21 protein-coding genes are annotated in these 24,572 nt (G+C 73.6%); 13 read left to right on the top strand and 8 right to left on the bottom strand.

The genetic code is table 11. From position 1 onward, the window contains the following. Nucleotides 1-22: 22 nt before the first annotated feature. The 6 genes from AB0I42_RS14250 to AB0I42_RS14225 are packed head-to-tail and all read right to left on the bottom strand — an operon-like array spanning nucleotide 23 to nucleotide 6,244. Entirely contained in the window at nucleotides 23-1,204 is a 1,182-nt protein-coding gene (locus AB0I42_RS14250; protein ID WP_357537390.1) for an MFS transporter, read from the bottom strand. Between the two features lie 9 nt (nucleotides 1,205-1,213). Further along, entirely contained in the window at nucleotides 1,214-2,374 is a 1,161-nt protein-coding gene (locus AB0I42_RS14245) for an MFS transporter (RefSeq protein ID WP_357537389.1), read from the bottom strand. Beyond that, nucleotides 2,371-3,141: an SDR family oxidoreductase gene (locus tag AB0I42_RS14240; RefSeq protein WP_357537387.1), complete on the bottom strand. Its 771-nt coding sequence runs from the start codon at nucleotides 3,139-3,141 to the stop codon at nucleotides 2,371-2,373. Before AB0I42_RS14240 ends, AB0I42_RS14245 begins: the two co-directional genes overlap by 4 nt. An 11-nt stretch (nucleotides 3,142-3,152) precedes the next feature. Next, nucleotides 3,153-4,091, bottom strand: a complete 939-nt coding sequence (locus tag AB0I42_RS14235) for a sulfotransferase (RefSeq protein ID WP_357537385.1) — start codon at nucleotides 4,089-4,091, stop codon at nucleotides 3,153-3,155. After that, nucleotides 4,088-4,942, bottom strand: coding sequence for a family 3 encapsulin nanocompartment shell protein (locus AB0I42_RS14230; protein WP_357537384.1), 855 nt, complete (start codon nucleotides 4,940-4,942; stop codon nucleotides 4,088-4,090). The genes AB0I42_RS14235 and AB0I42_RS14230 overlap by 4 nt, the downstream gene beginning before the upstream one ends. Before the next feature lie 12 nt (nucleotides 4,943-4,954). Next, nucleotides 4,955-6,244: an aminotransferase class I/II-fold pyridoxal phosphate-dependent enzyme gene (locus AB0I42_RS14225; RefSeq protein ID WP_357537383.1), complete on the bottom strand. Its 1,290-nt coding sequence runs from the start codon at nucleotides 6,242-6,244 to the stop codon at nucleotides 4,955-4,957. A 293-nt stretch (nucleotides 6,245-6,537) separates the two neighbouring features. Between AB0I42_RS14225 and AB0I42_RS14220 the strand changes: the two genes are divergently transcribed. The 6 genes from AB0I42_RS14220 (at nucleotide 6,538) to AB0I42_RS14195 (ending at nucleotide 13,904) form a co-directional block, all read left to right on the top strand. Then, on the top strand, nucleotides 6,538-8,226 hold the full coding sequence (locus AB0I42_RS14220) for an AMP-binding protein (RefSeq protein WP_357537381.1): 1,689 nt from the start codon (nucleotides 6,538-6,540) through the stop codon (nucleotides 8,224-8,226). Continuing rightward, nucleotides 8,223-9,371: an acyl-CoA dehydrogenase family protein gene (locus tag AB0I42_RS14215; protein ID WP_357537380.1), complete on the top strand. Its 1,149-nt coding sequence runs from the start codon at nucleotides 8,223-8,225 to the stop codon at nucleotides 9,369-9,371. The genes AB0I42_RS14220 and AB0I42_RS14215 overlap by 4 nt, the downstream gene beginning before the upstream one ends. Nucleotides 9,372-9,443: 72 nt before the next feature. Beyond that, a complete protein-coding gene (locus AB0I42_RS14210; RefSeq protein ID WP_357537378.1) occupies nucleotides 9,444-9,980 on the top strand; it encodes a PadR family transcriptional regulator in 537 nt (178 codons plus the stop codon). Beyond that, nucleotides 9,977-10,675 (top strand): ABC transporter ATP-binding protein, encoded by a 699-nt coding sequence (locus AB0I42_RS14205; protein WP_357537376.1) that lies wholly within the window; start codon nucleotides 9,977-9,979, stop codon nucleotides 10,673-10,675. The genes AB0I42_RS14210 and AB0I42_RS14205 overlap by 4 nt, the downstream gene beginning before the upstream one ends. Continuing rightward, nucleotides 10,672-12,174: an FtsX-like permease family protein gene (locus AB0I42_RS14200; RefSeq protein WP_357537374.1), complete on the top strand. Its 1,503-nt coding sequence runs from the start codon at nucleotides 10,672-10,674 to the stop codon at nucleotides 12,172-12,174. The genes AB0I42_RS14205 and AB0I42_RS14200 overlap by 4 nt, the downstream gene beginning before the upstream one ends. A gap of 314 nt (nucleotides 12,175-12,488) precedes the next feature. After that, complete coding sequence (locus tag AB0I42_RS14195) at nucleotides 12,489-13,904, top strand: DUF1996 domain-containing protein (protein WP_357537373.1); 1,416 nt, start codon at nucleotides 12,489-12,491, stop codon at nucleotides 13,902-13,904. Nucleotides 13,905-14,014: 110 nt separating this feature from the next. Here the strand turns inward: AB0I42_RS14195 and AB0I42_RS14190 are convergent, their stop codons facing one another. Next, nucleotides 14,015-14,599 carry a DUF305 domain-containing protein gene (locus AB0I42_RS14190; protein WP_357537372.1) on the bottom strand — a complete coding sequence of 195 codons (585 nt, stop codon included), beginning with the start codon at nucleotides 14,597-14,599 and terminating at the stop codon, nucleotides 14,015-14,017. A gap of 257 nt (nucleotides 14,600-14,856) precedes the next feature. Here AB0I42_RS14190 and AB0I42_RS14185 point away from each other — a divergent pair, with 257 nt between their 5' ends. The 7 genes from AB0I42_RS14185 to AB0I42_RS14155 all read left to right on the top strand — a co-directional run bounded on the left by AB0I42_RS14185 (nucleotide 14,857) and on the right by AB0I42_RS14155 (nucleotide 22,908). Next, entirely contained in the window at nucleotides 14,857-17,514 is a 2,658-nt protein-coding gene (locus AB0I42_RS14185; protein ID WP_357537370.1) for a discoidin domain-containing protein, read from the top strand. 87 nt (nucleotides 17,515-17,601) lie between these two features. Further along, a complete protein-coding gene (locus tag AB0I42_RS14180) occupies nucleotides 17,602-18,513 on the top strand; it encodes a bifunctional helix-turn-helix transcriptional regulator/GNAT family N-acetyltransferase (RefSeq protein ID WP_357537368.1) in 912 nt (303 codons plus the stop codon). Between the two features lie 14 nt (nucleotides 18,514-18,527). Next, the gene (locus AB0I42_RS14175) at nucleotides 18,528-19,235 is read left to right on the top strand and encodes an RraA family protein (RefSeq protein WP_357537367.1); all 708 of its coding nucleotides are present in this window, start codon (nucleotides 18,528-18,530) and stop codon (nucleotides 19,233-19,235) included. Between the two features lie 25 nt (nucleotides 19,236-19,260). Further along, on the top strand, nucleotides 19,261-19,797 hold the full coding sequence (locus AB0I42_RS14170; protein WP_357537365.1) for a hypothetical protein: 537 nt from the start codon (nucleotides 19,261-19,263) through the stop codon (nucleotides 19,795-19,797). 83 nt (nucleotides 19,798-19,880) lie between these two features. After that, nucleotides 19,881-20,735 (top strand): S1 family peptidase, encoded by an 855-nt coding sequence (locus tag AB0I42_RS14165; RefSeq protein ID WP_357537363.1) that lies wholly within the window; start codon nucleotides 19,881-19,883, stop codon nucleotides 20,733-20,735. A 99-nt stretch (nucleotides 20,736-20,834) separates the two neighbouring features. Beyond that, on the top strand, nucleotides 20,835-21,758 hold the full coding sequence (locus tag AB0I42_RS14160) for a phosphorothioated DNA-binding restriction endonuclease (RefSeq protein ID WP_357537361.1): 924 nt from the start codon (nucleotides 20,835-20,837) through the stop codon (nucleotides 21,756-21,758). A gap of 115 nt (nucleotides 21,759-21,873) precedes the next feature. Beyond that, complete coding sequence (locus AB0I42_RS14155; protein WP_357537360.1) at nucleotides 21,874-22,908, top strand: VOC family protein; 1,035 nt, start codon at nucleotides 21,874-21,876, stop codon at nucleotides 22,906-22,908. Between the two features lie 89 nt (nucleotides 22,909-22,997). Here the strand turns inward: AB0I42_RS14155 and AB0I42_RS14150 are convergent, their stop codons facing one another. Beyond that, the gene (locus tag AB0I42_RS14150; RefSeq protein ID WP_357537358.1) at nucleotides 22,998-24,401 is read right to left on the bottom strand and encodes a GH1 family beta-glucosidase; all 1,404 of its coding nucleotides are present in this window, start codon (nucleotides 24,399-24,401) and stop codon (nucleotides 22,998-23,000) included. Nucleotides 24,402-24,572 lie beyond the last annotated feature (171 nt).

Genomic DNA, 24,572 nt, shown 5'->3' with positions numbered 1-24,572 from the left:
CTCGATGTCTCCAGCCGGCGGGTCAGGTTCGGGGCCGGTGCCGTGGCGTCCAGCGGTAGAGGGCCGCGGCACCGGCGAGGCCGACCAGGCCCATCCCGGCGATCCCGGCGCCGAGCGCGCCGAGCGTACCGAGCACGCCGACCAGCAGCGGCCCGGCGCTGCCGCCGAGGTCGTTGCAGAGCCGCCACGCGCCGAGGAAGGTGGCGCGGTGCTCCGCCGGTGCGATGTCGGCGCCGATCGTCATCATCACCCCGCTGCCGATGCCGTTGCCGAGACCCATCAGCAACGCCACCACGGTCAGCGTCGGCACCGTCGAGGTCAGCGGCAACGCCAGATGGGTGACGCCGAGGACGAGCATCGACGGTACGCCGATCCAGCGCCGCCCGTACGTGTCCATCACCTTGCCGGCCGGGTAGAACAGCAGCATGTCCATCGCCGCGGCCGCGCCGTAGATCAGGCTCGCCGTCGTCGGGTCCAGGCCGAGGTGGTCGACCCACAGCGGCAATGCCACCTGGCGGGCCCCACGGACCGCGCCGACCAGGACCGCCGCCACGCCCAGGGTGCGCAGCAGCGGCAGGCTGGTGCGCAGGATCGCCAGCAGGCCGGCGTCCGGCGGGCCGCCGGGCACCCGCCCGGTGCCGACGTCGGGCAGCGTCAGCACCGCCGCACCGGCGGCGGTGACCGCGACGACGAACACCCAGTACGCCCCGTCGGTGCCGGTCCATCCCATCACCGCGGCGCCGATGAACGGGCCGAGGAAGTAGCCGATCCGGTTCACCCCGCCGAGGGTCGACATGGCCCGGGCCCGGGCCGCGTACGGCACCGTCTCGGACAGGTAGGTCTGCCGGGCCAGCCCCCACACCGAACCGGCCACGCCGATCACGACGATCCCGGCGGTCAGCACCCACAGCGCCGGCGCCAACGCGCAGGCCAGCGCACCGGCCACCGACACCACCGCGGCCCAGATCATCGCGTTCCGCTCACCGATCCGGGTGATGATCCGCCCCGACGGCAGGTTGCCGACCACCTGGCTGACCCCGAGCAGCGCGGCGACCAGCCCGGCGACACCGATCGACGCGCCCAGGTCGCGGGCGCTGAACACGATCACCGGGGTGATCGCGCCGACCCCGATCCCGTACAGGGTGGTGGGCAGCAGGACCGGCAGCGCGATCGACCGCAGGATGGAGCTGATCTCTGACGACACGGCTCCCGGTTATACCCGCTGCGGCGCGGGCGCGCGCATCGCTGTGGCGAACGCCCCGATCGCCGCCGCGGTCGCGGCCAGCCCGGCGGCCAGCACGAACACCCAGCCGTACCCGATCAGCGCGACCGCGCCGGTGACCAGGCCGGCGACGCCGAGCCCCAGGTCCCAGAACGAGGTGTACGCGCCGAGCGCCGTACCCCGGTCCCGCTCCGCCGACCGGCGGATCACCAGCAGCGCGAGCGCCGGATAGAGCAGCGTGAACCCGCCGCCCATGACCAGCGCGCCGACCGCGGCGACCCAGAACGTCGGGGCGAGGGCGATCAGCAGCAGGCCGGCCGCCTCGGCGAGCCCGCAGAAGACGACGACGGGGCGCGGCCCGATCCGGTCCGGCAGCCGGCCGAAGACCAGCCGGACCATGACGTACGCGACACCGAAGAGGCTGAGCAGCACCGCGCCGTGGCCGATGCCCCGGTCGGCCAGGTGCAGGGCGACGAAGCCGGTGAGCGCGGCGTATCCGAACGCCGACAGGGCCAGCGCGGTCCCGGGCAGGACGACCGGCCGGGGGAGCAGCCGGGCCGGCCCGGCCTCGCCGGGCACCGTACCGGGCAGGGCGGCGACGACCGCGACGGCGGCCAGCGGGGCCAGCGCGGCCAGGGTCCACACCGCCGGGTAGCCGACCCCGGTACGCAGCAGGTGCCCGACCATCGGGCCGAGGGTCCAGCCGCCCCACATCGCCAGCCCGTAGTAGCCGACGATCTCGGCGCGCCGGTGCGCCGGGGCAAGCGCCACCACCCACACCGAGCCGGCGGTGAAGACGACCGCCTCGGCCAGCCCCATCAGCACCCGGGTGGCCAGCAGCCCGGGCAGTCCGGCCGGCACCGCGTAGGCGGCGCCGACCAGGGCGGCGAGGACGCAGCCGGCGACCATCACCGGGCGGCTGCCGTAGCGCTGGGCCAGCCGGCCGGCGTACGGGCGGCCGAGCAGCGCGGCGATGCCGGACAGCGCGAACGCCAGCCCGACGGTGAACTGCGAGCCGGCGAGCCGGTCGAGCACCAAAGGCGGGAGCACCGGCACCACGGCGCCGAACGCGACGAAGACGATCAGCAGGGTGACCAGGAGCCCGCCGACGACGACGCCCCAGCGCGGCCCGGTGGTCGGTACGGCGGTCACCCGATTCCCCGGGTGGCGCCGCCGTCGACCAGCAGGCAGGTGCCGGTGACGAACGCGGCCGGCCGCCCGGCGAGGAAGGCGACGACCGCGCCGAAGTCGGCGGCGTCGCCGACCCGGCCGAGCGGGATGCCGGCGCCGATGTCGGCGAGCCGGGCGTCGGCGTCGGCGCCGAACTGGCGCCGCAGCCCCGGCGTGTCGTGATAGCCGGGCGCCAGCACGTTGACGGTGATCCCGCCCGCGCCGAGCGAGGCGACCAGCGAGCGGGCGAAGCCGAGCAGGCCGGGCCGTACGGTGCTGGACAGGCCGTAGTGCGGGATCGGCTGGCGGACGGTCTCCGAGGCGACCAGCAGGATCCGGCCCCAGCCGGCGGCCCGCAGGTGCGGCAGGGCGGTCAGGGCGAGCCCGATGTGCGGCAGCAGCGCGGTCTCCACCGCGGTGCGGTAGCCGTCGAGACCGAACGCGTCGACGGGGCCGGGCGGTGGGCCGCCACCGTTGCTGACCACGATGTGCACCGCGCCGAAGTCGCGGGCGGTGTCCGCCACCCAGCCGGCGACGGCGGTCTCGTCGCCGATGTCGACGGCGTACGCGCCGACCTTGCCGGCCCCGGCGGCGGTCAGTTCGGCCGCGGTGGCGGCCAGCCGGTCGGGATCGCGGGCGCAGATCGACAGGGCGCAGCCCTCGGCGGCCAGGGCGTGGGCGGCGGCCCGGCCGAGCCCGCTGGTGGCGCCGGCGACCAGCGCGACCCGGCCGGCTATTCCGAGATCCATGGGTGGCCTCCCTAGCGGCGGAAGGGGTAGCCGTACCGGCTCAGCACCGGACTGGCGATCAGGGTGGCGAGCAGCCCCGGCCCCGCCGGCAGCCGCGCCTTCCAGCCGTCGTCGGGCCGGATCCGCACCGGCCCGTGCACCAGCCGGTCGGGGTTGCCGGTGACGGTGTGGTTGACGCCGAGCACCGCCTCGCCGTCGGCGGTCACCGGCGGCGGGTCGGGCAGCCCGGCCAGGGCCAGCACCCGGGCCAGCGCGGCCCGCGGGTCGCGGGTGAAGTCCTCGTAGCGCAGCCGCAGGTAGCGGTCGGGGGCGGCCCGACCGATCCGGTCGGAGGCGACGTTCGCGGCGGTCCAGTAGCCGGTGCTGCGGGTGACGCCCATCGCCGGAATGTACGCCTTGGGCCGCCGCCAGGAGTGCGCGCTGGCCCGCGGGTCGCGGATCAGGTGCAGGATCCGCAGGTCGAGGTCGTCGCGGCGGAGCAGGGCGGCGGCCTCGGCCGGGTATTTCGAGCCGTCGACGACGAGCCGGGCGCCGGTCTGGGCGGTGATCGCCCGGTAGCAGCCCACCATCCGGTCGAGGGCGGCGGTCACCGCCGGCGCGCCGTCGGCCGGCGCGGTCCGGTGCGCGACCGACTCGCGCAGCCGGGCGCCGGTGTGCCGGGTACGCAGGTAGCCGCGCTGGACGTCGAGCATCCGGCGGGCGACCCGCGCCGGATCGGGGGTGGCGACGGCGGCCAGCACCTTGCTCCACAGTGGGCAGTCGGTAACCTGCTCCCCGCAGCCGCAGGAGGTGTTGGTGCCCTGCCGCAGCACCCCGTTGCGCCACAGGTAGTGCAACTCGCCGACGTGCACCACGCCGGCGAGTTCGCCGAGCAGGTTGCCGAGCACGGTCGAACCGCTGCGGCACCAGCCGGTGACGTACAGGACCCGGGGCGGCCCGGCCGCCGTCACTGCCGCTCCAGCAGCAGGAAATGCTGTGGCAGGTGCACGGCCAGCCCGACCGGCAGCGCGGCGGTCACCAGGTCGGCGCCGTCCGGGCCGGCGCCGGGCCGCAGCGACAGCGTCGACACGCCCGGCTCGACCAGGGTGACGGCGGCCCGGAAGTCGCCGAACAGCATCAGGTCGGGCGCGATCATCCGGGTGCGGCTGACCCGTACGCCGGCCTCGGCGAGGCGGCCGAGCAGCCCGTCGTGGACCAGCTCCCAGTAGCGGTCGGGGTGCACCACGATCCCGTCGCAGGAGCCGCCCATCTCCTCCACCCGCGCGGCGGCCCGGACCACCTCGGCACCCAGCGGTCCGGGCGCCGCCCGGCGGCGCAGCCCCGGCAGGTGGAGCAGGCCGGTGATCGCGCCGTCGGCGCTGCCGTGCAGGAAGACCTCGTTCTCCACCGTGCACAGCCGCACCACGACCCGGTGGTCGACGAAGGCGGCGAGCAGGGCGGGATCGTCGGTCAGGCCGGCCGGCAGCGGCACACCCGCGGCGAGTTCGGTCAGCTTCGTCTGCGCCAGCTGCGGGTGGAACCGGGCCTCCGGGGTGGCGCCGTAGCGGTCGCCGGACGACTGCGGGCCGTCCGGGGCCGGGGGTTCGGCGACGAACCGTACGGTCTCGTCGACGACGGTCGCGGTCTTCAGCAGGTGCCGTACGGTGTAGCGCGGCCGGTGCGCGGCCAGCGGGAACGTGGTCGGCAGCGACACCGCGAGCCGGACGGTGACCGGCCCGCCCCGGTCGGCGGCGACGGCGCGGGCGAACTCCTCACCGGGGCCGCGGTGGGTCAGGTTCGGGTCGGCGAGCAGATAGCGCATCGTGGTCCCCGTTCAGCCGGGCGGGAGGGCGGGCAGCACCCGGGTCACCGCCGCGACGAGCTGGTCGCAGTCGTCGGCGGTGAGGTTGGCCGACAGCGGGATGTCGATGGCCTCGTCGAGGTGCCGGGCGGTTTTGGGCCAGCGGGCCCGGGCGGCGGCCGGGTCGGGGCCGACCAGGAACCGCCAGTTCCAGAAGACCCGTACGTTGGTGTCGCCCGGATCGGCCAGGGCGCGGGCGTCGATCCCCTCGGCGCGGATCGCGGCGGCGAACCACGCGGACTGGGCCGCGGTGGCGCCCGGCAGCCGGAAGACCAGCGCCTCGCCGAGGTAGGCGCCCGGGGCCACCGGCCGGCGCAGCGCCACCCCGGGCAGGTCGGCCAGACCGGCGGCCACGTGGGCGTAGTTGCGGTGGTGGGCGGTGAGCTTGGCGGGCAGCCCGGTGAGCAGCGCGCCGGCCAGGGCGGCCCGGATCTCGTCCATCCGTACGCCGAAGATGGGGTGGGCCAGGTCGTCGACGGGCGGGCGGTCGCCGCCGAAGTGCCGGGCCAGCCGCCCCTCGTACGCCCCGCTGAACACCACCGCGCGGGCGTAGAGTTCCGGGTCGTCGGTGAGCAGGAAGCCGCCCTCGCCGGTGTTGAGGGCCTTGTCGGACTGGGTGGAGAAGGCGCCGGCCCGGCCGAACGTCCCCAGTGGACGGCCGTCGAGCGCCGCGCCGAGCGCGGGCACCGCGTCCTCGATCACGGGTACGCCGTATTCGGCGGCCAGGGCGCAGATGGCGGGCATGTCGCCGGCGAAGCCGCGCATGTGCACCACGACGACGGCGGCGACCCCCTCGGCGAGCGCCCGGCGCAGGTCTTCGAGGTCGAGGTGCAGGTCCTCGTCGCACTCCACGACGACCGGCCGGTGGCCGGCGAGCAGGATCGCGCTGGGCGTGGCGGCGAAGGTGAACGCCGGGCAGGCGACGGGGGAGCCGGCCGGTAGGCCCAGGCCGAGCAGGCCCAGCGCGATCGCCGTGGTGCCGCTGGCGCAGGCCAGTGCGTGCCGTACGCCGAAGTAGTCGCACAGGCCCTGCTCGAACCGTCCGGTGTGGGTCTCGGCGTGCGGGCGGGTGTCGTAGCGGAAGTAGCGCCGCTCGCGGATGGCGCCGATGGCCGCCTGCTCGTCGGCCTCGCTGATCCAGACGTCGCCCTTGTCGTACGTCGGCCAGGGGCGGGTCCGGATCGGGGTGCCGCCGAGGACGGCCGGTGGGCCGGGCGGACCGATGGTCGGGGGACTGGTGGCGCTGTCGCCGTGGGTCAACATCGGAACCTTCTCCTGGTCAGAGTCGGGCCCTGCTCCGCGTGGTGGGCGGGATACGCTCGGCGACGTTACGCGGGGTCGTTAACAATTGCCAGTCCGCAAGTTTCCTGTTGATTGCAGATCTTGCATTGACGCTGGTCGTTGCGGGCAATCTTTTTTGCGGAAGTCCTTGATCGCGGTCAGCTCTTGCTTGATCACGCTGTGTTGGTCAAGATGGGCGGGCGGTCCACTGGCGACACCGCCCCCACCGCCGCGGGGTGGCACCGCCGACGCTCCACGTCAGGAGGCGACCCCCGATGACGACCCCCCTGCCCGACCACAGCCCGCCGGCCTACCGGGCGGCCGGCTGGTGGCGCGACCGGACCATCCTCGACGACCTGCGCGACGGCGCCCGCCGCCACCCCGACAAGCCGGCCGTCGTCTGCTACCACGCCGACGGGGCACCCACCGAGACCGTCACCTACGCCGAACTGCTCGCCCACACCGGCCGGTTCGCCGCCGCGCTGCGCGACCTCGGCGTCGGCCCCGGCGACGTCGTCACCCTCCAGATGCCCAACTCCTGGCAGTTCGTCGCCCTGTGCCTGGCCACCTTCCGGCTCGGCGCGGTCGTCAACCCGGTCATCCCGATCATGCGGCGCCGCGAGGTCGAGCACATGGTCGGCCTCACCGGCAGCCCCGTCTACGTCGCCCCCGCCCGGCTGCGCGACTTCTCGTACGCCGACCTGGCCGCCGAGGTGGCCCGGGCCGTACCGGGGATGCGCCACCGGGTGCTGCTCGACGCCCCCGCCACCCCGCCCGGGACCGGCGGCGACCCCGCGGTGGTCGACTTCGCCGACGCCTTCCTGCGCGCCGACCTGCCGGCCGACGTCGACCACCCGGAGGCTCTGCCGGACGACCTCGCCCAGATCATGTTCACCTCCGGCACCACCGGCGAGCCCAAGGGCGTGATGCACACCCACAACACGCTGCACGCCCTGGTCCGCACCGAATACGAGGCACTCGGCCTGACCGGCGACGACGTGATCGCGATGGGCTCGCCACTGACCCACCAGGCCGGATTCGCCTACTGCTTCCTGATGCCGCTCACCCTCGGCGCCACCGCCGTGCAACTCGACGCCTGGCGGCCAGACCTGATGCTGCGGGTGATCGAGGAGCGGCGGGTCACCTTCTCGATGGGCGCGCCGACCTTCCTGGTCGACCTGATCGACGCCCAGCGCCGCGCGCCGCGCGACCTCTCGTCGCTGCGCAGTTTCGCCTGCGGCAGCGCCCCGATCGCCCCGGTCGTCGCCGAACGGGCCGCCGAGGTGCTCGGCACCCGGGTCTACGCGCTGTGGGGGATGACCGAGAACGGCACGGTCACCATCACCCGGCCCGCCGACCCGCCCGACCTGGCCACCCGCAGCGATGGCTCGCCGCCGCCGTGGATGGAGGTCCGGGTCGCCGACGACGCCGGCGACCCGGTGCCCGCCGGGCAGACCGGCCGGTTGCTCGTCCGCGGCGCCAACCAGTGCCTGGGCTACTACCGCCGCCCCGAACTGTACGAGTCGTGTGTGGACGCCGACGGGTGGTTCGACACCGGCGACCTGGCCCGCGACGACGGCCACGGCGGCATCCGCATCGCCGGCCGGGTCAAGGACGTCATCTCCCGCGGCGGCGAGAAGATCCCGGTGGTCGAGGTCGAGGCGGCCCTGCTGCGCCACCCGGCCGTACGCGACGTGGCCCTGATCGGCTATCCCGACGAGCGGCTCGGCGAACGCGCCTGCGCGGTCCTGGTCGCCGACGCGCCGCTGACCGTGGCCGACCTCCAGGCACACCTCGGCGCGCTGGACATGGCCCGGCAGTACTGGCCGGAACGGGTCGAGGTCGTCGACGCCCTGCCGCGCACCCCGTCCGGCAAGATCCAGAAGTTCATCCTCAGTGGACGGTACGGCGGCGGCCCGGCCCGGGCCGACGGTGCCCCGGACGGACCGGCGGTGGCCGCGTGAACTTCGACCTCACCCCCGAGCAGGAAGAGCTGCGGGCCCGGATCCGGGCGTTCGCCGCCACCCACGTCGCACCCGACTACCAGGCCGCCGACGCCCGCGGCGCCCCCCGCCCCGGCCTCTACGCCGACCTGGCCGGCGCCGGCCTGCTCGGGCTGCGGATCGCCACCGGGTACGGCGGGCTCGGCCGCGACGCGGTCAGCACCGGCGTCGCCCTGGAGGAGTTGGCCCGCGCCGACTTCAACGCCTGCTACCCGGCGCTGAACGCCGCCCTCATCGCCGACGTGCTGGCCGCCAACGGCGACCGGGCCCAGCGCGACCGCTGGCTGCCCCCGATCGCCGACGGCTCGGCGATCGTCGCCCTGTGCCTGACCGAACCCGACCACGGCACCGACGCCGCCGCCGTCGAGATGCGCGCCGAACCCGACGGCGACAAGGGCTGGCGGCTGTCCGGCGTCAAGAGCTCCATCATGCTCGGCGGCCACGCCACCCACGGCCTGGTCTTCGCCCGCACCGGCGCGGCCGGCCCGCACGGCATCACCGCCTTCTACGCCAGGCTCGACGACGCCCACGTCGCCCGGCGCACGACAACCGACGTCGGCAACCGCTCGGCCGGCCGGGCCGAACTCACCTTCGACGCCCTGCCGGTCGACGCCGACGACGTGGTGGCCGGCCCCGGCCTCGGCTTCGTGCAGGTGATGCGCGGCTTCGACTACTCCCGCGCCCTGATCAGCCTGATCTGCATCGGCGCCGCCTCCGCCTCCCTCGACGAGGCGTTCGACCACGCCCGCGAGCGGCACGCCTTCGGCCAGCCGATCGGCCGGTTCCAGGGCCTGTCGTTCCCGCTGGTCGAACACGCCACCTACCTGCACGCCGCCCGGCTGCTGGCGTACGAGGCACTGTGGCGCAAGGACGCCGGGCAGGACCACCGGCTGGCCGCCAACATGGCCAAGTGGTGGGCGCCCCGTGCCGCGTTCGAGGCGGCCCACCAGGCGCTGCTCACCTTCGGCCAGCACGGCTGGGGCGACGAGAGCCCGCTCGGCCAGCGGATGCGCGACGTGATGGGGCTGGAGATCGGTGACGGCACGGCCCAGGTCACCAAGCTCGTGGTCGCCCGCCTGCTGCTCGGCCGCGACAGCGCGCCCTGACCGGCCGACCACACCCGCCGGCCGTCGGTCCGCGCTTGACGTCGGCTATTCATTCAGTGAATAGTGGCCCGCATGTCGACGGCACACGTGCTGCTGGGCCTGCTCGCCGGGGGCCCGCAGCACGGATACGAGCTGAAGCGGTCCCACGACGAACGGCTGCCCCGGGTCAAACCGGTGGCCTACGGTCAGGTCTACGCCACCCTCGGCCGGCTCGAACGTGACGGCCTCGTCGAACCGGCCGGCCAGGACCGCGACGGTGGACCGGACCGCACGTCGTACCGGCTGACCGAGGGCGGCGAGGTCGCGCTCTCCGACTGGCTCGCCACCGTCGAACGGCCGGCGCCGTTCGTCACCGGCGCCCTGTTCGTCAAGGTCGTCGTCGCGATCCTGGTCTCCGGCGCCGACCGGGCGCGGGCCTACCTGGTCGCCCAGCGCCGGGCGCACGTCGACCGGCTGCGCGAACTCACCGCGGTCAAGACCGATCCCGGGGCGAGCCTCGGCGAGGTCGTCGCCGCCGACTACGCGATCGTCCATCTCGACGCGGACCTGCGCTGGGTGCAGAACACCCTCGACCGCGTCACCGACCTGCATACGGAGATACGGGGATGACTTTCCTGCGGGCACGAGGAGTGGTGAAGTCGTACGGCCACACACCCGCCCTGCGCGGCGTGAGCGTCGACGTCGACGAGGGTGAGATCGTGGCGATCACCGGGCCGAGCGGGTGCGGCAAGTCCACGCTGCTGCACTGTCTGGCCGGAATCCTGCGTCCCGACGCCGGCGAGATCCGCTATCGCGACCAGCGCGTCGACGCCCTGCCCGAGGCGACCCGCTCCCGGCTGCGCCGTACCGAGTTCGGCGTGCTCTTCCAGTTCGGTCAACTCGTCGCCGAACTGACCGCCGCCGAGAACGTGGCCCTGCCACTGCTGTTCGCCGGCACCGGCCGGCGCGAGGCCCGCGTCGCCGCGCTCACCTGGCTCGACCGGCTCGGCGTCGCCGACCTGGCCGACAGCCGGCCCGGCGAGATGTCCGGCGGCCAGCAGCAACGGTGCGCGGTCGCGCGCGCCCTGGTCACCGAGCCACGGGTGCTTCTCGCCGACGAACCCACCGGGGCCCTCGACTCGCTCACCGGCGAGCAGGTGCTAATCCAACTGGTCCGGCTCGCCCGCGAGCAGCGTACGACGGTCGTCCTGGTCACCCACGACGTCCAGGTGGCCGGCTACGCCACCCGGGAGGTGACCATGCGCGACGGCGCCATCGACCCGACCGGCCTCGGCCTGGCCACGTCCGTCCGGCACCCGCGATGAGGCCGTCGGTCCTGCTCCGGCTCTCCCTGGCCGGCACCCGTACCGACCTCATGCGGGTCGTGCTCACCGCCGTCAGCATGCTGCTCGCGACGCTCGCCGTACTCGCCGCACTGAACGTCCTGGCGATCACGACACCCTCCGCGGCGATCGACGAGACCGGGGCGCGGCTGTCGACGCAGTACTCCAACGCGCTGCTGCGTGAGCCCGGCCTGCGTGGCGGCACCGCGCTGGCCCTGGTGCTGTTGACCATTCCGATCCTGGCCCTTGCCGGACAGTGCTTCCGGGTGGGCGCGCCGGCCCGTGAGCGTCGGCTGGCCGGCTTCCGGCTGGCCGGTGCCTCGCCCCGGCAGGCGGTGCTGGTCGCGGTCGCCGAGACCGGGATCGCGGCCCTGCTCGGCACCCTCGCCGGACTGGGCGTGTTCCTCGCCGGCCGGGAACTGCTGCACCGACCGGACGGGCGGGGACAACTGCCGCTGCCGACCGACGTGCTGCCCGCCGCACCCGCGGTCGTCGCCACCGTCCTGGGGCTGCCGTTGCTCGCCGCCCTGGTGACCGCACTGCTGATGCGCCGGGTCGTGGTCGGCCCACTAGGAGTGGTCCGGCGGTCGGTGCGTACCGGCGCACCCGCGCCCTGGCCCGGCATCCTCATCGCGGTCGGCGCCGCCCCGTTCGTCACCCTGATGCCGCTGAGCCGCTGGCTCGCCGAGCAGGACGTGCCGAACTGGCTGGCACCCCTGGCGCTCTTCCTCGGCGCACTGTTCGCCGCCGCCGGCGTGATTCTCGGGACCGGGTGGCTCTCGTACACCGCCGGGCGGCTGCTGCTCCGGATCGGCCGGGGACCGGCGACGCTGCTCGCCGCGCGGCGGCTCGTCGCCGACCCGTGGACCGGCAGCCGTACCCTGGCCGCGCTGCTGGCCTGCATGCTCTTCGCCGGCGGTGCGGCCGGCGTGCGGGCCTGGATCACCACCGGCCGCGACCTGCAGGAGGAGGCCAGCCGGGCGGACGCCGCCGCGCACGGCTACCCGTACGACCCGAGCGGCTCGGACTTCTACTCCCGAACCCTCGACCTGGTCGACCTCGCCGTAGGGGTGGGGGTGGTGATCGCGGCCGGTGGCCTGCTCGTCGCGCTCGCCGAGAGCATTGTGGCCCGGCGTCGCGCCTACGCCATGCTTGTCGCCACCGGTGTGCCCCGCCGGACCCTGGCCGCCTCGATCGTCTGGCAGGTGGCGGCCCCGGCCGTACCGGCCGTCGGGCTCGCGCTGGTCCTCGGCGCGATGCTGCCCCGGGGGATCGCGACCGAGGCCGGCGGCGGCCGGATGGAGACCTGCGTAGACGGCGTGTGCGTGCGGTCCGAGGAGGTTGTGCGCCCGATTCCGGTGCTGTGGGACCACCTGCTCGTGTTCGGTGCCGGCGGGGTGGTGACGGTGCTGGTCATGACCGCGGTCGGGCTGCTCTTCCTGCGGGCGAGCACGGCCGTGGAGGAGTTGCGCGTCGGCTGACCCGCCCCCGGTTCCCGGCCGCCGCACCGACCGGGGCCACCGGCCCATCCGGAGGCCAGGTACCACTGTCACGCCCCACAGCGAGTTCGCTGTGGGGCGTGGGAGCCCGTGATCATCAGCTGCCCGGCAGCTTGGCACGCCGTACCTGTGCCGGCGGAACAACCAACGATCACCACACATCCCTGGCCCATCGGCGCGAATCGGCGCGGATACGGCGGAGATCGATGTATTGACGTCTCGCAACATGGGCGTAACCTTCTTTGGAGAGCGCTCTCCAAGCACATCGCCTCCCATCACACCCCGCAGGAGATCTGATGTCATCCACCCCCATCGCGGCACGCCCGCGGTATCCAGGGCTCAGGCGGCTCGTCGCGCCGCTGGCCGTGACCGCGCTCGTCGCCTCGGCACTCGTCGCCGGCCCGCTCAACTCCGCCGACGCCGCGGCCGCCCTGCTCTCCCACGGGCGGCCGGCCGCCTCCTCGTCCAACCAGGGCGCCGGAACCCCCGCCTCGGCGGCGTTCGACGCCGACGTCCACACCCGCTGGTCCAGCGCCGCCGCCGATCCCCAGTGGATCCGCGTCGACCTCGGCACCCGGTCCACGATCACCCGGGTCGAGTTGCAGTGGGAGGCCGCGTACGCGACGGCGTACCAGATCCAGACCTCCGACGACACGTTCACCTGGAGCACGATCTACTCGACCACGACCGGTACCGGCGGCAACCAGACCCTGAACGTCACCGGCGCCGGCCGCTACGTACGGCTGCTCGGCACCGCCCGGGGCACCGGGCACGGCTACTCCCTGTGGGAGTTCCGGGTCTTCGGTACGACGGGTGGCGCCCCGCCGACCACCCCGCCGCCCGGCAACGGGTACGTGCCGGCGAACCCGCCGGTGACCGGCGTGGTGCCGTCGACGCACCGCCCGCCGAACAAGGAGCACCGCGAGTTCCAGGCGAACTGCGCCCCGACCCACCACCTGCCGGACGACCCGATCGTCTTCCCCAACCTGGCGGGTGCCTCGCACTACCACACCTTCATGGGCAGCCCGACGACCAACGCCTACAGCACGCTGGCGTCGCTCCAGGCCGGTGGCACCTCGTGCCGGGTGCCGGCGGACCGGTCCGGCTACTGGATGCCGACCATGTACAAGGGCGACCAGCTCATCTCACCCGCCGGCCACCAGGTCATCTACTACAAGTCCGGGGTCATCGACTACACCAGCGTCCGGCCGTTCCCGCCCGGCTTGCGGTACGTCGTCGGCAGCCCGACCGCCACCGCCGCCGACTTCATCGCCGGCTCGGTCGAGGGCTGGGAGTGCGGGGACAGCTACGACAACGCGGACTTCCCGGCGTGGTGCCCGCCCGGCACCCAGCTCAACGTGCGCTACCAGTCGCCGAGCTGCTGGGACGGGCGCTGGCTGGACACCCCTGACCACAAGAGCCACATGGCCTACCCAGTCAACGGGATCTGCCCGACCAGCCACCCGGTTGCCGTGCCGATGATCGAGTTCAAGATGGCGTTCCCGGTCAGCGGGGACATGTCCCAGGTACGGCTGTCGAGTGGACGCGGCTACTCGTTCCACTACGACTTCTTCAACGCCTGGGAGCCCCCGACCCTGGCCGCCCTGGTCAACCACTGCGTCCGCGGCGGCCTCCAGTGCGACGCCCGTGGCTTCGACCTGTACAACCCGCAGGCCGGCGCCGCCCTGAACGAGGACTACGAACTCCCGTAACCCTCTCGATGATCCGCGTGATCAGGGAGTGAGTCTGGCGTGTCGCCGGCGCGCCGGGCCGCGAACTCCCTGATCACGCGGATCCTGCGCGGGGGCACGCCGGGGGTGGGTCAGAGCGCGGTGAGCTGGTCCAGGCGGGTGAGGTAGGTGGTCCGGACCTGGGTCATCTCCCCGGCCAGCGCGACGGTCGCGGCGTCGGCGCCGGACTCCTGCTCGCCGCGCGAGACCCGGGCCGACTGGTCGACGTGTTCGCGCAGGCGGTCGTGGAACAGCCGGTCGAACTCGGTGCCGGTGGCGGCCCGTAGGGCGTCGAGCTGCACGGCGGTCACCATGCCCGGCATGTCATGACCCTCGTGCGGGTTGGTCCCGTCCAGCCCGGCGAGGGTGCGAAGGTGCCGCAGCCGGGTCAGCTCGGCCAGATGGGCGGCGTGGATCTCACCGGCGAGCCGGCGCAGGTCCGGATCGGTGCCCCGGGCGACGGCCAGTTCGAGCAGCGGCAGGGTCCGCTCGTTCATCGGGATCATCAGTTGCACCCAGGCGAGGTCGGTGCCGTTGAAGCTGGTCGAGGGCGTGGCCGCGGCGGGCGGTCCGGGGTCGGTGCCGGGTGCGCCGCCGTTCGTCGTGGCGCAGCCGCCGGCGAGCAGTGCGGCCAGGCAGGCGACCGCGACGACGGGGGGAGTGGTCGACCGGTGCATCACGATCACCTTCTCGGTGCGCTGACGGGAGAGCGCTCTCGCCCGCCAGTCTCCGAGTCTTGGCGGCGGGTGTCAATGTCCGGATCGCGGTCGGCGCCGACCTGGGAGAGTGCGGCCGGAAGGTCGGACACGTATTGACGTGGGCCGTGGTCCGGCGCAACACTCGGGTTCTGTTGGAGAGCGCTCTCCAATCTTGTTCCCCGTCCCCGTCCGGCGGATCCCGCCCGGATGCCCCTCGTCACGACAGGTAGGAAGACATGAGAACAGGAGCACTCCCCGTACCCATTGCCCGACGCCGCCGCCGACGCCCCGGTGCCGTGCTGGCGGCGGCCCTTGCCGCCGTGCTGGCCGCGGTCGGCGTCGTCGGCTCGGTCACCGCGGCCAGTGCCGCGGATACGTTGTTGTCGTTGAACCGGCCGGCGTTGGCGTCGTCGGTGCAGGGTGTGGATCTGGCGGCGTCGAATGCGTTTGATGGTGATCCGGGTTCGCGGTGGGGTTCGGTGTGGGCTGATCCGCAGTGGGTTCGGGTTGATCTGGGTGGGTCGGCTTCGGTGTCGCGGGTGGTGTTGCGGTGGGAGGGTGCGTTCGCGCGGTCGTTCCAGGTTCAGACGTCGGATGACGGCACCACCTGGACGTCGATCTACTCGACGACGTCGGGTGTGGGTGGTGTGCAGACGCTTGATGTCAGCGGCACGGGTCGGTATGTGCGGATGTACGGCACGGTGCGGTCGTCGGGGTATGGCTACTCGCTTTACGAGTTCGAGGTGTACGGCACGCTCGGCGGCGGCGGCCCGACCCCGACCCCGACCCCGACGCCGACCCCGGGCGCGTGCGGCACGACGAACGCCGCCCAGGGCCGCCCCGCCACCGCCTCGTCGGCCGAGAGCGCCGGCATGGCCGCGTCGGCGGCGGTGGACGGCAACACCGGTACCCGCTGGTCGAGCCAGTTCGCCGACCCGCAGTGGCTGCGCGTCGACCTGGGTCAGACGCGCACCATCTGCCAGGTGGTTCTCGCGTGGGAGGGGGCGTACGGCCGGGCCTTCCAGATCCAGACGTCGAACGACGGCAACACCTGGACGAGCATCTACTCCACGACGACCGGTGCCGGCGGTACGCAGACGTTGAACGTGACCGGTTCCGGGCGTTACGTTCGGATGTACGGCACCGCGCGGGGCACCGGATACGGCTATTCACTGTGGGAGTTCAGGGTGTTCACGACAGGCGGTGGCGGTGATCCGGTCGAGCCGACCGACCCGCGCAACCCCAACTTCGGCCCCAACACGTTCGTGTTCGACCCGTCGACGCCGACGTCGACCATCCAGAGCCGGCTCGACACGATCTTCACCGGTCAGGAGACCAACCAGTTCGGGCCGCAGCGCTACGCGGTGCTGTTCAAGCCCGGCAACTACACCGCCGACGTCAACCTCGGCTTCTTCACCCAGGTCGCCGGCCTCGGCTTCTCACCCGACGACGTCAACCTCAACGGCCACGTACGCGTCGAGGCGGACTGGTTCGGCGGCAACGCGACCCAGAACTTCTGGCGGGCCGCCGAGAACCTGTCGGTGACCCTGCCGTCCAATGTGCAGGTCGAGCGGTGGGCGGTGTCGCAGGCGGCGCCGTACCGGCGGATGCACCTGCGCGGCAGCCAGAACCAGATCCAGCTCTGGAACGGCGGCGACGGCTGGTCGAGCGGTGGCCTGATGGCCGACACCAAGATCGACGGTCTGGTGGTCTCCGGCTCGCAGCAGCAGTGGTTCTCCCGTAACAGCGAGTTCGGCGCCTGGACCGGATCGGTCTGGAACATGGTCTTCACCGGGGTCACCGGCGCCCCGCCGCCGCACTTCCCGAACCCCTCGCACACCGTGATCAACCAGACCCCGGTCGTACGGGAGAAGCCGTTCCTCTACGTCGACGGCACCGGTGAGTACCGGGTGTTCGTGCCGGGGCTGCGCACGAACTCGCAGGGCACGAGCTGGTACGGCAAGACCCCGGTCGGTACGTCCATCTCGCTGAGCCAGTTCTTCATCGTCCGGCCCGGCACCGCCGCGGCGACCGTCAACGCGGCCCTGGCCCAGGGCAAGAACCTGCTCTTCACCCCCGGCGTGCACCGGGTCGACCAGACCATCCAGATCAACCGCGCCGACACCGTCGTACTCGGACTCGGCCTGGCCACCCTGCAGCCGCAGGGCGGCGTCGTGCCGATGAAGGTCGCCGACGTCGGCGGGGTCAAGGTGGCCGGCATCATGTTCGAGGCCGACCAGGTCAACTCGCCGATGCTGATGGAGGTCGGGCCGCCCGGCTCGTCCGCCGACAACTCGGCGAACCCGATCTCGCTGCACGACGTCTTCTTCCGGATCGGCGGCCCGGGCATCGGCCGGGCCACGACCACGCTGACCATCAACAGCGACGACGTGATCGGCGACCACCTGTGGCTGTGGCGGGCCGACCACGGCGCGGGCGTCGGCTGGACCGTCAACACCGCCGACACCGGACTGATCGTCAACGGCGACGACGTCACCATGTACGGCCTCTTCGTCGAGCACTACCAGAAGTACCAGACCATCTGGAACGGCAACCGTGGCCGGACCTACTTCTACCAGAACGAGATGCCGTACGACCCGCCGAACCAGGCGGCCTGGATGAACGGCTCGTCACGCGGCTACGCCGCGTACAAGGTGGCCGACACCGTCGACACCCACCAGGCGTGGGGCCTCGGCAGCTACTGCGTCTTCACCTCCGACGCGTCCATCGTGGCCGACCGGGCCTTCGAGGTGCCCAACCGGCCCGGCGTCCGCTTCACCAACATGGTGACCGTGTCGCTGGGTGGCGTGGGCACCATCAACCGGATCATCAACGACACCGGCCCGACGGCGAACTCGACGACACCCACGGTCTACCTGACCAACTATCCGTAGCCGTACCCGATCGTCCGCCCGGGACCGTGACGCGGTCCCGGGCGGACACCGTTGATCCGGCCGACATTCTCTGACTAGAGTCAGAGAATGCACGGTGAGTGGATCGAACAGGTCCGGCGCTTCAACCGGACCGTCACCCAACGCGTCGGCGCCCTCGACGACGCCTTCCTCTCCCGCGACCGGCCGCTCGGCCAGGCCCGGCTGCTCTGGGAGATCGGCACCGGCGCCAGCGAGGTACGCGACCTGCGCGCCCGCCTCGACCTCGATTCCGGCTACCTCAGCCGGCTGCTGCGCGCACTACAGTCCGACGGGCTGGTCGTCGTCGAGGCGGCCGACGCCGACGGCCGCGTACGCGAGGTCCGGCTCACCGCCGACGGCCGGGCCGAACTGGCCGAACTGGACCGGCGCTCCGACGAACTCGCCGCCTCGATACTCCAGCCGCTCAACGAGCACCAGCGCGACCGCCTCGTCACCGCCATGGCCGATGTCGAGCGCCTGCTCACCGCCTCCATGGTCCGCATCGACCCCGTCGACCCCGGCCACCCGGCCGTGCGGCACTGCCTCCAGGCGTTCTTCGCCGAACTCGCCGGCCGCTTCGAGGAGGGCTTCGACCCCGGCGTCAGCCGCACCGCCGACCACACCCAGATCACCCCGCCGGCCGGGCTGCTGCTCGTCGCCACCCTGCACGACGAGCCGGTCGGCTGCGGCGCGTTCCGGCTGCGCCCGGGGCCGTCCGGCACCGTGCCGCCCGGCCCCGACGGGTACGCCGAACTGAAGCACATGTGGGTGTCGCCCGCCGTACGGGGGCTGGGACTCGGTCGTCGCCTCATCGCCGAACTGGAGGCCCACGCCGCCGCGGCCGGGGCGCGTACGGTCCGGCTCGACACCCACCGTGCCCTGGTCGAGGCCGTCGGCCTCTACAAGGCGGCCGGATACCGCGAGATCGACAGGTACAACGACGAGCCGTACGCCGACCACTGGTTCGAGAAGACCCTCTGAAAGGAGCGGGTGGCATGGACCACCAGGAACTCCAGCGCCGGTTCGCGACCCTGACCACCGCGCACGTCGCCGACGCCTGCATCCGGGCCCAGGTCCCGGTACGGTGCGCGCCGGCCGCCGTGCGGGCCGTCGACCCCGGCAGCCGGGTGGCCGGACGGGTGCTGCCGACCCGGCACGCCGGCAGCGTCGACATCTTCCTCGAGGCGTTCGAGAGCGCCGCGACCGGTGACGTCCTCGTGGTCGACAACGGCGGCCGGCTCGACGAGAGCTGCGTCGGCGACCTGGTGGTGCTGGAGGCCGCGAGCGCCGGCCTGTCCGGCGTCGTCATCTGGGGGCTGCACCGCGACACCGTCGACATCCGGGCGATCGGGCTGCCCGTCTTCAGCGTCGGCACGACCCCGACCGGCCCGCAACGGCTCGACGACCGGCCGTACGACGCCCTGAAGTCCGCGACGGTCGGCGAGTGGACGGTCGACGGCGCCGACCTCGTCCTCGGCGACGACGACGGGGTGCTCTTCGTGCCGGCCAGCAGTGCCGGCGACGTCCTTGCCCTGGCCGAGAGGATCCGGGACACCGAACGCCGCCAGGCCGACCGGATCCGGGCCGGGGTGTCGCTGCGCGACCAGGTACGGTTCGCCGACTACCTCGCCGCCCGCCGGGAGACGCCGACCCGGACGTTCCGCGACCACCTGCGCGCCGTCGGTGGCGCCATCGAGGAATGACGCACCCGGCCGCTATGGTGCCCGGGTGCGCGACGACGAACTGCTCGGCCTGATCCGCGACACCCCCTGGATCGCCGAACTGCTGGCCGACTTCGACTTCGACACCGGCCGGGTGGAGAACGGTCCACCCGAGCCGGTGCGCCTGCCGAACGGCGCCCCGCTCGAGATGGTCGCCGGTGACGCCTCGGGCGGGGCGTTCCTGCTCGCCGGCACCGGCGATCGGCGGCCGGTGGTCTACGCCGGCTCCGAGGGGCAGGGTGGCCTCGTCGCGGCCGGCCTCCGCGACGCGCTCGCCCTGGTCGTCGGGCTTCCCAGCATCCACGACGCGCTCGGCGTCCCCGTCGGCGAGGACGGCGGCCGGAAGCTGCGGGCCTGGCTGGCGGAGGCCGACGACGAGATCCGCGAGGACCTGCCCGACCTCGACGCCGACCGGGCCCGGTTGCGTGCCGCGCTCGATCTTCCGGAGGCCGACGGCCTGCTCGAGGCGCTGCACGCCGCCGCGGCTGACGAGGCATACCGGCCGGTCAGCGACCGCGGCGACCGTTACGAATCGATGCTCTGACCGGCGCGGCGGGTATTTGAAAGCAGATCGATGCAGGTGGATGCTGTATTGCATCCATCCGCATCGATCAGCCGGAGGTCCGTATGCGCCGTCTCCCGATCCTCGCCCTTCTCACGGTGGTGCTGCTCGCCGTCCCGACCGCGGCCCACGCCACACCGACCGCACCCGATCCGGCCCGCGCCACGGCGATCCTCGCCGAGGTGCGTACCGCCGGCACGGCCTGGCTCCTCGACCCCGCCACCGGGCGGATGACCCTCACCGTCGACGACACGGTCGGTGCCGCGCGGCTCGCCGTCCTGCGGGCGGCCGCGGACCGGGCCGGCGCCGTCGTACGCCACGAGCCCGGCCGCCTCACCACCCTCATCGCCGGCGGGGAAGCCATCTACACACCCCCGGCCGGGCGGTGCTCGCTCGGCGCGAACGTCACCGGCGGCGGCGTGGCCTACTTCGTGACCGCCGGACACTGCACCACCGCCGGCAGCACCTGGTACGCGGCCGGCAATCCGATGCCCCAGCTCGGCACCCGCGTCGGGAGCAGCTTCCCGGGCAACGACTACGGTCTGGTCCGCTACACCAACACCGCCGTCCCGCACCCGAGCGCCGTCCACACCTACCCGGGGCTGCTCACCCTCACCGGGGCCGGCGCCGCCTACGTCGGCCAGCGCGTGTGCCGCAGCGGCTCCACGACCGGGGTCCGGTGCGGGACGGTCACCGGCCTGAACGTGACCGTGCACTACGCCCAGGGCTCGGTGTACGGACTGATCCGCACCAACATCTGCGCCGAGCCGGGCGACAGCGGCGGGCCGCTCTACGACCCGGCCACCGGCAAGCTGCTCGGCATCCTCTCCGGCGGTAGCGGGAACTGCACCTCCGGTGGCACCACCTACTACCAGCCGATCCTGGAGGTCCTCGCCGCGTACGGCGTGACCGTCCCCTGACCGTCCCGCCGCCCCGATCCCGCCGCCCCGGTCCGCCCGGACCGGGGCGGCGCAAGGCCGCCCGGATCGTCGGCGACCCCGGTGCGAGAATGCTCGGCGATGGTCAACGGCGGGTCGGCGGCGACGACACGGGAGCAGGTCCTGGCCCGGCTCTCCGCCCTGCGGCTGCACCAGCGCGGTGGCCACCGCTCCCCGCACAAGCCGCTCCTCGTTTTGCTGGCCCTCGGACGGCTGGCCGCCAGCGGCGCCAGCGCCCTGCCGTGGAGCGAGGCGCGGGTGCGGCTCGGCAACCTGATCGCCGAGTTCGGTCCCACCTCCCGGACCGGCCGGACGCAGAGCGCCGCCTACCCGTTCACCCGGCTGCGCTCCGACGGTATCTGGGTCCTCGACCGCGAGGTGCCGATGGACAAGGTCGGCCCGCTCGGCGCCGATCCGGTCACCGGGCGGTTCACCCCGGCCGTGGAGGAGCTGCTGGCCGCCGATCCCGGCCTGATCGCCTCGGCGGCGCGGGCACTGGTCGACAGCCACTTCCCGGACACGGTCCGGCCGGACGTGCTCGGCGCCGTCGGGCTCGACCCGCAGGTCGTGCTGCGGGCCGCCGACCGGGTGCCCGATCCGGCCGCCCGGCGCCGCCGGAACCCGGACTGGCGTGCGGCGATCATCCTGGCCTGGGACCGGCGGTGCGCGTTCTGCGGTTTCGACGGGCAGATGTACGGCGCCACGGTCGGCATCGACGCCGCCCACGTCCGGTGGTTCGCGCTGGACGGTCCCGACGACCCGGACAACGGCCTGGCCCTGTGCACGCTGCACCACAAGCTGTTCGACCGGGGAGTGCTCGGCGTGGACCTCGACCTGCGGATCCGGGTCTCGGACACCTACACCGCCCGGACCGGTGCCGGGCGTGCCGTGTACGACCTGCACGGCGTCTTGCTCAGCGCCCGGCCGGGGACCCGGATGCCGGCCGCCGACCACCTGCGGTGGCACCGCCGCTGGGTCTTCAAGGGTGAGGCGCTGGCCGCGTAGCCGGGCGGACGCCCCTCGTCGTGATCGTGTCCCCGCGGCTTAGTTGTACGCTCAACTACGGGCGCGGTCGCGCGCCGCCGCCCGCCGCCCCGCCGCGACGAAGGGATCACACCCCGTGCCCAAAGCCACCCGCCGTCCGCCGGCCAGAACCTCCGCCGCCCGCCGGCCCCGCCGACGCGACCGGAAACGGTCCTGGATCTCCGGTGCCGCCGCGCTCGTGGTGATCGGCGTCGTGGCCGCGCTCGGGTGGCACCTCACCCGCCCCGGCGCCGCCGACGAGGGCGAGGGCACGCGGCCGCCGGTGAGCGCGCTCGGCGCCGGCACCCGGATGGGGCCGGTGGAACTGCGTACCGCCGACCTCGACGCGCTGCGCGGGTTCTACACCGAGGGCGTCGGGCTCAGCGTGGTCAGCCAGGACGACCGGGAGGTGATCCTCGGCGTCGACGGGAGCGGGCTGCTGCGGCTCGTCGCCGCCGAGGCGCCCGCCGACGACCCCGGGCAGGCCGGCCTCTACCACTCGGCGTTCCTCTTCCCGGACGAGGCGGCCCTCGCCGAGGCCCTTTTGCGTACCGCCCGGGTGGCGCCCACCGCCTTCCAGGGCGCCTCCGACCACCGTGTCAGCCAGGCGTTCTACTTCGCCGACCCGGAGGGCAACGGCGTCGAACTCTACGTCGACCGACCGCGCGAGCAGTGGCGCTGGCAGGACGGGCTCGTGGTCATGGGCAGTGCCGCCATCGACCCGAACGCGTTCGTCGCCGAGCACCGGGGGCGGGGCGCCACCGGGCCGGACGCGGGCGCCGTGACGATGGGGCACGTCCACCTGCGCGGCGGCGACCTGGCACAGGCCGAATCCTTCTACGCCGACACCCTCGGCTTCGCCGTCACCGCCCGCAGCGACGGCGCACTGTTCCTCGCCGCCGACGGATACCACCACCATCTGGCGGTCAACACCTGGTCGTCGGCCGGGGCCGGCGCCCGGCCGGACTCGCTCGGCCTCGGGTCGGTGGCCGTCCACGTCGCCGGGAGCGGCGAACTCGACGCGCTGGAGCGGCGGCTGACCGGCGCCGGGGTCGCGTACGAGCGCGGCGACGGGTCCGTCGTCGTCCACGATCCGTGGGGCACCCGGGTGACGGTCAGCGTGGCCGGCTGACCGGTGGGTGGCCCGGCCGCCGTGGGAAGCGGCCGGGCCACCGGGCGGGTGCCGCTCGCCCTTTCACGGCACCCTGCGAAGCCGCCCGCCTACCGGTGGGGGAGGCCGCCGGCCGCGATCACGTCCCGGTACCAGTGGGCGCTGTCCTTCAGCGTCCGTACCTGGGTGTCGTAGTCGACGTGGACGATGCCGAACCGCTTGCTGTAGCCGTACGCCCATTCGAAGTTGTCCAGCAGCGACCAGACGAAGTAGCCGCGCAGGTCGACGCCGGCGGCGATCGCCTCGTGCGCGGCGGCCAGGTGTGCGCGCAGGTAGGCGACGCGGTCCGGGTCGGCGACCCGGCCGTCCGGGCCGACCTCGTCGGGGAAGGCGGCGCCGTTCTCGGTGACGTACACCGGCAGGTCGCCGTAGTCGCGCCGGAACCGCAGCAGCAGGTCGCGCAGCCCGGTCGGGTCGATCGACCAGCCCATGCCGGTGGTCGGCCCGGGCGTGGGGTGGAACGCGACGTCCTCGCCGGTCGGGTACGGCGTGCCGGCGTCGACCCGGCCGGCGGGGGCGGCACCGACCAGGTCGGGCTGGTAGTAGTTGACGCCCAGCGCGTCGACCGGGGCGGCGATGACGGCGAGGTCGCCGTCGTGGACGTACGACCAGTCGGTGAGTGTCGCGGTGTCGGCCTGGATGTCGGCGGGATAGCCGCCCCGGAGGATCGGGTCGAGGAAGAGCCGGTTGAGCAGGCCGTCGATCCGCCGGGCGGCGTCGAGGTCGGCGGGCGCGTCGCTGACCGGGCGGACGGCGCCGGCGTTGAGCGCGATCGAGACCTGGGATCCGGGGGCGGCGGCCCGCAGGGCCTGGACGGCGCGGCCGTGGGCGAGCAGCAGGTGGTGCGTGGCGGTCAGCGCCTGCCGGTGACCGCGCCGGCCGGGGGCGTGGCCACCGGAGCCGTAGCCGAGGAACGCCGAGCACCAGGGTTCGTTGAGCGTGTTCCACATCGACACCCGGTCGCCGAGTCGGCCGGCGACGGCCGCGGCGTAGTCGGCGAACCGGCCGGCGGTGTCGCGGTTGGTCCAGCCGCCGGTGTCCTCGAGTTCCTGCGGCAGGTCCCAGTGGTAGAGCGTGGCGACCGGGCGGATGCCGGCGGCGAGCAGGGCGTCGACCAGACGTTCGTAGAAGTCGAGGCCGGCCGGGTTGATTCCGCCGCCGGACGCGCGGACCCGGGGCCAGGCGATGGAGAACCGGTAGGCCGCCAGCCCGATCCGGGTCATCAGGCCGATGTCCTCGGGGTATCGGTGGTAGTGGTCGGCGGCGCGTTCCCCGGTGTCGCCGCGCTCGGTGCGGCCGGGGGTGGCGGCGAACGTGTCCCAGATGGACGGGGTACGGCCGTCGGCGGCCACCGCGCCCTCGATCTGGTAGGCGGCGGTCGCCGCACCCCACCAGAACCCGGGCGGGAACCGCAGCTCGGCAGCCTGTGCCGCCGGCACCGCCAGCGTGCTCATCCGATCACACCACTTTCCTTGTCCGACGGAGCCTTGGGCGGGCCGGGTGGGAGAGCGCTCTCCAGCCAGCCTCCAGATTGCCGGGCGGACGGAACCCCTGTCAAGGAGGCGTTCCGGGCCGGCCGACGCCCGCGGGGCCGGGCGGTCGCGTACATCGATGCTCTTGACATG

Source organism: Polymorphospora sp. NPDC050346, assembly GCF_040655695.1.
Classification (GTDB): domain Bacteria; phylum Actinomycetota; class Actinomycetes; order Mycobacteriales; family Micromonosporaceae; genus Polymorphospora; species Polymorphospora lycopeni.
Note: the sequence above shows the minus strand (reverse complement) of the source record. Positions and strands in the feature narration are given on the sequence as shown.